Origin of the sequence: Campylobacter sp. BCW_6460, assembly GCF_001762705.1 — a bacterium.
GTDB classification, from domain to species: domain Bacteria; phylum Campylobacterota; class Campylobacteria; order Campylobacterales; family Campylobacteraceae; genus Campylobacter_D; species Campylobacter_D jejuni.
Window position 1 is genome coordinate 1 of sequence record NZ_MJXI01000030.1, and the last position, 7,615, is coordinate 7,615.

General features: G+C 31.8%; 4 protein-coding genes and 2 pseudogenes. 3 read left to right on the forward strand and 3 right to left on the reverse strand.

All coding sequences use genetic code 11. From position 1 onward, the window contains the following. Window position 1: 1 nt before the first annotated feature. Window positions 2-2,122, reverse strand: coding sequence for a methyl-accepting chemotaxis protein (locus AJ881_RS05145; protein WP_070283047.1), 2,121 nt, complete (start codon window positions 2,120-2,122; stop codon window positions 2-4). A gap of 168 nt (window positions 2,123-2,290) precedes the next feature. Here AJ881_RS05145 and zupT point away from each other — a divergent pair, with 168 nt between their 5' ends. Next, entirely contained in the window at window positions 2,291-3,166 is an 876-nt protein-coding gene (gene zupT, locus AJ881_RS05150; protein WP_070283046.1) for a zinc transporter ZupT, read from the forward strand. 23 nt (window positions 3,167-3,189) lie between these two features. On the opposite strand, the gene AJ881_RS05155 is transcribed toward zupT, so the two are convergent. Both AJ881_RS05155 and AJ881_RS05160 read right to left on the reverse strand, forming a co-directional pair. Continuing rightward, window positions 3,190-5,706 (reverse strand): molybdopterin guanine dinucleotide-containing S/N-oxide reductase, encoded by a 2,517-nt coding sequence (locus AJ881_RS05155; RefSeq protein ID WP_070283044.1) that lies wholly within the window; start codon window positions 5,704-5,706, stop codon window positions 3,190-3,192. A gap of 10 nt (window positions 5,707-5,716) precedes the next feature. Next, window positions 5,717-6,292, reverse strand: coding sequence for a cytochrome c3 family protein (locus tag AJ881_RS05160; protein WP_070283042.1), 576 nt, complete (start codon window positions 6,290-6,292; stop codon window positions 5,717-5,719). A 327-nt stretch (window positions 6,293-6,619) separates the two neighbouring features. On the opposite strand from AJ881_RS05160, the pseudogene AJ881_RS09700 reads away from it, so the two are divergent. Beyond that, window positions 6,620-7,099: pseudogene (locus AJ881_RS09700) on the forward strand (hypothetical protein); the annotation flags it as partial. A 444-nt stretch (window positions 7,100-7,543) separates the two neighbouring features. Continuing rightward, window positions 7,544-7,615 (forward strand): annotated as a pseudogene (locus AJ881_RS09705) (hypothetical protein); the annotation flags it as partial.

The window sequence follows — 7,615 nt, forward strand, 5'->3', positions numbered from 1 at the left end:
ATTAAAACCTCTTCTTCTTAACATCTTCTAAGATATTATTAGCTATATCACTTACTGTACTAGAAATAATAGCTGATTCATTAGCAATTTCAACATTATCTTTAGTAGTTTGATCAATTTGTGCTACGCTATCATTGATTTGAGTAATACCTGCAGTTTGTTCTTTAATACTTTCTGCCATATCATTGATAGATTGAACAAGTAAATTAGTATTAGCTTCTATTTCAGATAAAGACTTTTGAGTTCTCTCAGCTAGTTTTCTAACTTCATCAGCTACCACTGCAAAGCCTCTACCATGTTCTCCAGCACGAGCTGCTTCAATAGCTGCATTTAAAGCTAGAAGATTGATTTGATCTGCAATATCACCTATGATACCTGTAACATTTTTAATCTCTTCAGATTGAGTGATAACATCACTAGTTTTAACTGAAACATTTTGCATAGAAGAAGTGATCTCTTCTAAAGCTGCTGCAGTTTCTTCTAAAGATTGAGCTTGAGAATTTGAAGAAGTGGTTAAGCTTTGAACAGCAGTTTGTAATTTTCCACTTTCATTAGCTAAAGCATTAGCAAAGTCTGAACTTTGTTTTAGCATTTTAACTATTTCATCACCTAAAGCATTAGTAGTTAATTCAACACTTCCTGAAGCATTAGAGATTTTATTTCTAAAATCTAAGTTTTTATATTCTTCAAATATTTTATGAATAACATTCATATCAGAACCTACTCTAGCTTGTAAAACATCAAGAAGTTTATTTAGAACATTTTTAAGTTCAATAAGTTGTGGGTTTCTTGGATTAGCAGTAATTCTTGCTGTTAGATTACCACCTTCTACAACTGATACGGTTTGAACTGATTCTTTAACGGCTTGATTATCTTGTTCTAAACCTTTTTTAGTAGCAAGGATGTTTTCGTTGATCATTTTGCCCATTTTTCCAAGTTCATCATCAGCATTGATTGAAATTAATTCAACTTCGTGCTTTTCGTGATTTAAAAAACGAAAGAAATTTTCTAAAGATTTTAAAATGACAGGAATTCTAGATCCAACTATTTTTTTAACGCAAATATAAACTATGACCAATATGACAAGTAGTATAAAAAAAGAAATGACAATAAAAATAATTTCTAGTTTCTTTAAAGGTGCTAAAACTGAATTTTTAGGAGCGGTTACAAGGATACTCCAATGACTTGAATTATTTGCAGTGCTAAAAGATGAAACGGATGCATAGCTTAAATCTCCAGTTGAAGCAATATAATCATCTATTATAACAGTTTTGTGTTCTTTAACAGCATTATTGACTAATTCCACAGAGGGATCTTTATTTATATCACTGAGTGTTTTTAAAATAGCGTTATGATTTTTGTGAATGGTAATAACGCCTTTATCAGTCACTAAAGTTCTTACATCCCCTTCAAAAAAATCTAATTTTGGGTTAAGTATAGTTTCAGAAACTTCAGAAAAGTCTAAAGTATATCCAACAACTCCAATCAATTTACCTTTATTATTAAAAATAGGCATTCCAAAATTAATACCTAGAAAATCTTTTCCGCTATAGTTAAGTTTAGTTGGTGGTCCAACAAATAAACTATCTTTATCTCCATATTTAGCGTTTTTTTCTACTTCCTCTATAATCTTTAAATTGCCAAAATTATTTGGCGTTTGCATTGTTTCTACTCCCCCAGATTTTCTATTGGTTTGATCAAAATAAATCATAGCAAAAGTTTTACCATCAGAACTTGTATATTTTTTATCAATTCCTTGAATATCCTCTAGCACTGAAATATCTTTTAAATACAAAAAAGTATAACTCGAGTATAAACTACTATCAAATAAATTTTTCATTAAGCTTTCAATCAAACCAACACTAACCTGATTTTTGTGTTCAAACATGCCATTTAAGGAAGATGCAGCTCCTTTTGTAAGTACGACAGTTTCATTTAGAATACCTTCCATATAATTGGTGTATCTTTTTGAAGCTAAAAATATTGAATCTTTAGCCTCTTTTTCCATATTTTCAGAAATATATATGGAAACTGTTGAAACTAATACAATAATACCTAAAATTACCCCTATAGCTACAGATAGAATAAGCTTAGTGCTTATATTTAAAGAACGAAAATTCATATTTTTTCCTTAACTTTTAAAAATTTATAAAAAAGACATTATAATATTCTATAATTTTTTAAAATATTCTTAAAAATTTTAATATCTTTTGTATTTTTACCATATGTTAACTTTTTATAAATATAAATATTTAAAATATTAAAATTTTATTGAAGTTAAGAATTATTAATGCAATTTACCTTTGAACAAATTTTTATCGCAATACTACTGACTCTTTTTGCAGGTTTTTCTACAGCTATAGGTTCTATAATAGCCTTTTTTTCTAGAAAAGATGATTTAAGAGTGCTTTCTTTAGGACTTGGTTTTTCAGCTGGGGTAATGATATATATTTCTTTCATGGAAATTTTACCTACTGCGCTGAAAGATTTTAAAAATCACTATGATTCGCATTGGGCTGAGCTTTTAGGATTGGCTTGTTTTTTTGGTGGAATTTTAATATCTTTATTGATTGATAAATTAATCCCCGAAGATGTCAATCCTCACGAGCCCAAAGAGGATTTAAGCGAGTTAAAAATTTGTCCCTTACCTCAAAAAGGACAAAATCCTCCGAAATTTCATCCTGGAGAAAAGTTGCATCAGATCAATACTAAAGCTTTAAAACGCACAGGGATTTTTACAGCTTTAGCTATTGCTATACATAATTTCCCAGAAGGTTTTGCTACTTTTATTTCGAGTCTTGATAATCTTACTTTAGGAATTGCTATAGCTGTGGCTGTGGCTATACACAATATCCCTGAAGGTTTGGCTGTGAGTTTGCCAATTTACCATGCTACAGGAGATAAGAAAAAAGCTTTTATTTATTCAGCTCTTTCGGGTTTTGCAGAGCCTTTGGGTGCTTTTGTTGGAGCTTTGATTTTATTGCCTTTTATAGGCGATCTTACTTTAGCTATAAGTTTTGCTGTGATTGCAGGAATTATGGTTTTTATATCTCTTGATGAACTTTTGCCCGCTGCAAAAACTTATGATAAGGCTCATGATAGTTTATATGGACTTATATTAGGAATGGCAATAATGGCTTTAAGTTTAAATTTGCTTGGACAATAGAAAGCCTTGCGGCTTTCTTAAATTTAGTTCACACCTTTTGGGGCGCTAAAGGCAGTAAGTTTTGGTAGTTCACCTTTAAATTTTTCTATGTTTACGAGCCCTGTGTGAGAGATATTGCCATTGGCAAGTTTTGAAGTTGGTATATCCATGGTTAAAACATTTACACTTCCACATTTACAAAGTCCGTTTTCATTAGGATCATACCAAGCACCTTCACAAAGCCTTACAACCCCTTGCATGATTTCATCACTTACAACAGCCCCTGCTAAAACTTCACCGCGTTTGTTAAACACGCGCACTACATCGCCATTTTTTATACCAAGTTTTTTTGCATCTTTGGAATTGATTAAAATCGGCTCTCTATCTTTTATTGCATAAGTATCTCTTAAGCTTGTGTGGCAAAGTTGAGAGTGTAAGCGATCTCTTGGGTGGTTTGTAAGTAAGTGGAAAGGTGCTTCTTTGGTTGCATTTCCAAGCCATTCAATAGGCTCAAACCAAGTAGGATGGGCTTTGCAATCATCATAATTATAATTTTTAATCGTTTCTGAGTAAATTTCAATGAGCCCTGAATCTGTACCCAGAGCATTTAAGATAGGATCTTCTATAAATTCTGAAAAACGAGTCCATTCTAAACTTTCAGCTGTTGGTTCAAAAGTGATTGGTTCATTTTTAGCCCAAAATTCTTCAAAGCTTGGCATAGGAGTGGCAAAAGCTTCGCCAAAACTTTGAGTTTGTTTTAGGGCGCTGTTGTAGTATTCTTTGATGAAATCTTTAGCTTTTTTGCCATTTTCTGTGTAGGCATTAAAGACATCTTTTCCATAAATTTTACAAATATCAGAGAAAATTACATAATCATCTTTGCTTTCACCCACAGGCTCAACTGCTTGTTTCATAGGAGCTATATGCATATTTGAATAATCTCCTGTCATGGTAATATCATCTCTTTCATAAGATGAAGTTACAGGCATAACAATATCTGCCATTTTAGCTGTTGGAGTCCAGTAAATTTCATTTACCACAACGGTGCGTGGTTTTCTCCATGCTTTTACATTAGTGTTGGTATCTTGATGGTGCACTAAAGGATTTCCACCTACCCAGTAAATAAAATCAATATCAGGATAGGTAAGCTTAGAGCCGTTGTGATCTATGGTTTTTCCAGGGTGAAGTAAAGCATCAGCGATTCTTGCTACAGGGAAAGAATAACTCACTGCATTTTGAAACCATTCTGCACCTCCGTTTGAAGTTTCGCTTTTTGCTAAACCTTTAAATTTACCATTGTTCCAAATTCCTAAGCTACCTGCTGTCATACCGCCGATAACTCCGCCTTTGCAAGTTGGAACACCACCATTGCTGTAATGGTAGCTTAGTCCAAAACCACCTCCTTTTGTGCCGATTTGTCCTAACATCGCACAAAGAGTAACTAACATCCAGTGAGGCTGTTCGCCATGATGTGCTCTTTGCATACCCCAACCACTCATAATCATAGTAGGATTATCATAAAAAGTTTCAGCTAAATTTTTGATAGTTTTTTCATCGATACCGCAAATTTTACTTGCCCATTTGGTATCTTTTTTCACTCCATCTTCTTTACCTTCTAAATAATCTTTAAATTTATCAAAGCCTGTAGTGTAAGTGTCTAAAAACTCGTAATTGATTTTTTTCTTAGCAATTAAATGGCTTGCCATACCCATCATTAAAGCTACATCGGTATTTGGGCGTGGAGCTATCCATTTGGCATTTAAAAATTTCGCTGTAGTGGTTTTTACAGGATCTATACAAATCACTTTGATTTTACTGTCTTTAAGTTTTTCAAAGTATGCCAAACCTCTTTGTTCGTTTGAAGTCCAAGCTATACGTAAAGTAGAAAGTGGATCAGCACCCCAAATCACAACATATTTAGAATCACTTAAGATATTTTCCCATGAGGTTTGCTGCTCATAAACTTCAATTGATCCTACAACATAAGGCATAATCACTTGAGAAGCTCCTGTAGAATAGTCTCCTGTAGCTCCTACAAATCCACCTGTTACATTTAAAAATCTATGAAGTAAGATGCGTGAGTTTTGCATATTTCCACTTGATTTCCAGCCATAGCTTCCACCAAAAATCGCACTTGCACCTTTACTATCTCTTGTTTTTTTAAGCTCTTTGGCGATAAGCTTGATCGCTTCACCATAACTTACGCGAACAAACTCATCTTTTCCGCGAAGCTCAGGTTTAGGATTGTCAGGATTTTCAAGGTAGGATTTACGCACATAAGGATACTTCACACGAGATTTATAAACCATATCGGCAGTATAGTGCTGTAAAGGATTATCCATTTTTGTAACTTTTTCCCAAGGTTCACTTTTTACTATCTTGCCATCTTTTATAGTGAGTTTTAAAATCCCCCAGTGTGCTGCAGTGATCACTTCTCCATTTTTTACAAGTCCAAGGCTAACTTTTGAAGCTTCTAAGGTTTTTCCTGCACTTAAGCTTGGAATGAGAGGTAAAGCACTTAAGCTCGCTCCAATTTTTAAAAATTTTCTTCTATCTAGCATGCTTTTCTCCTTATTTTGTTTTAAAATCTTTTGCGTTTTTTTGTAAGTATTCTATAACTAGCCATCTGTCTTTTTTATCAATGCCTGTTCTATCAGCCATAGAACGGAAAATTGCAGGCCAAGCATTAGCTGTAAATTCTTTTTCTTTGTGGATAGCATGACAAATTCCGCAGTTATTTACAAAAAGCTCTTTGGCTCGATTTAACATTTCTTTATTGTCTTTGACAAATTCTTTTTGATCTGCCCAAATTTCAAGGCTTACCTTATCCCATTTTCCATCTTTTCCAGTTATTCTTTGAGAGAAATTTAATTTTGTATTTTTAGAAAAAGCTGCAACAATAATTCTTTGAGAGTCATTGAAATAAATCACAGAAGGTGCTTTAGGATTTACATAACCATTAATTTTTAGCAAAACCCTGTTATTTTCGCTTTTTAACACTTCAAAAGGATTTGTAGGTAAAAGTCTTCCTATGGCTTTAGTATCATCTTTATTAAGATAAAGTGATACAACTTCATCGGTATAGGCGGTATTTTTTGCCCATAAACATGTTGCTAGGACAACAAAAGAAATGAAAATCTTTTTCATTGCTATTCCTTAATATAAATTTGATGTAAATGTATTTTAACACTATTTAATTTAATTATTAATTAATATTAACAAAATATTAATTAATAATTAATAACTTTTTTAGAAAAAAATAAGCATTTTATAGTTATAATTTCGAAAATAAATATACAAGAAAGGAAGACAATGTTAAAATCTATCGGAACTAAATTAACCCTTTCAGTAATTGGAAGTGTTATGGTTAGCTTAGTCTTTATGATTGCCATCATATCATATGAAGTTTCTCGAAATATGGAAAAAGAAGCAGAAATTGCCCTAAAAATGGCTTCAAAAAGATATGTAAATTATATGCAATCCACACTTAATGAACCTTTTTTACTCTCTAAAGCATTAGGTACTAGTGTACAACAAGTTATTAATGATAATGGGAGCATTGACATTAATGTATTGGAAAATTTCACCAAAAAAGCATTAGATTCAAGTATATATACCACTTATGCTTTTTTGTACATTAAAGATCTTTCAGTTTTATCAGGAAATAAAGAAAAAGACACTCAAAATGGAAATTTATCTATTGTTTATAATGATTCAACTCCAGGGATTGATGGAGGTATTAAAACATTTATACAAAATAAAAATATGTATAACAGTATGCCTGTAATCTCAAAAATTGAAAACAATGTGCACAATGGAGAACAAAAGATTACTTTTGGTTCAGTTAAACGTTTTGATTATGGCAATGGAGAATTTTTAGGGATAAACTTAGGAATACCTATTTTTAATCAAAAAGGAGACTTTGCAGGAGTTGTTGGTTTCACTTTAGAGCTTTCACAGATGTCTAAAACTTTACTTGATCCTTCTTTAAATTTTCATGAAGGAGATTTAAGATTGCTACTTACAGATGATGGAACATTTGTTATTCATGAAAATCCTAAAGCTGTTTTGCAAAAAATCAATGAATACAACAATTCTCCTTCTGTAGCTCCTATATTAAGTGCTATTAAAGAACATAGAGATATTTTAATCAATAATTTTTACACGGCAACAGGTTTAACCAGTTATGCTTCGGTTTCATCTTTTAGTACATTAGAAAATTCAAGTCATTGGAGTATACTTGTAACAACCCCTAAAAATTCAGTTTTAGAACCTTTATATCATCTTCAGTTAATTATAGTTGCTGTAGTTGTTATATTTTTAATTATAATTTCAGCTATTGTATATATATGTATAAAATATATGGTAAGTGCAAAAATTAATTCAATTTTTAAATCTTTGCAAAATTTCTTTGACTTCATCAATCATAAAACAAAAAATGTTTCTATTATAGAAGTAAAAAGCAATGAT

What these genes read in the sequence shown, in the direction of transcription:
- AJ881_RS05155 (WP_070283044.1), bottom strand. Translation starts at nt 5,706, where the DNA reads ATGCTAGATAGAAGAAAATTTTTAAAAATTGGAGCGAGCTTAAGTGCT.
- AJ881_RS05160 (WP_070283042.1), bottom strand. Translation starts at nt 6,292, where the DNA reads ATGAAAAAGATTTTCATTTCTTTTGTTGTCCTAGCAACATGTTTATGG.
- AJ881_RS05145 (WP_070283047.1), bottom strand. Translation starts at nt 2,122, where the DNA reads ATGAATTTTCGTTCTTTAAATATAAGCACTAAGCTTATTCTATCTGTA.
- zupT (WP_070283046.1), top strand. Translation starts at nt 2,291, where the DNA reads ATGCAATTTACCTTTGAACAAATTTTTATCGCAATACTACTGACTCTT.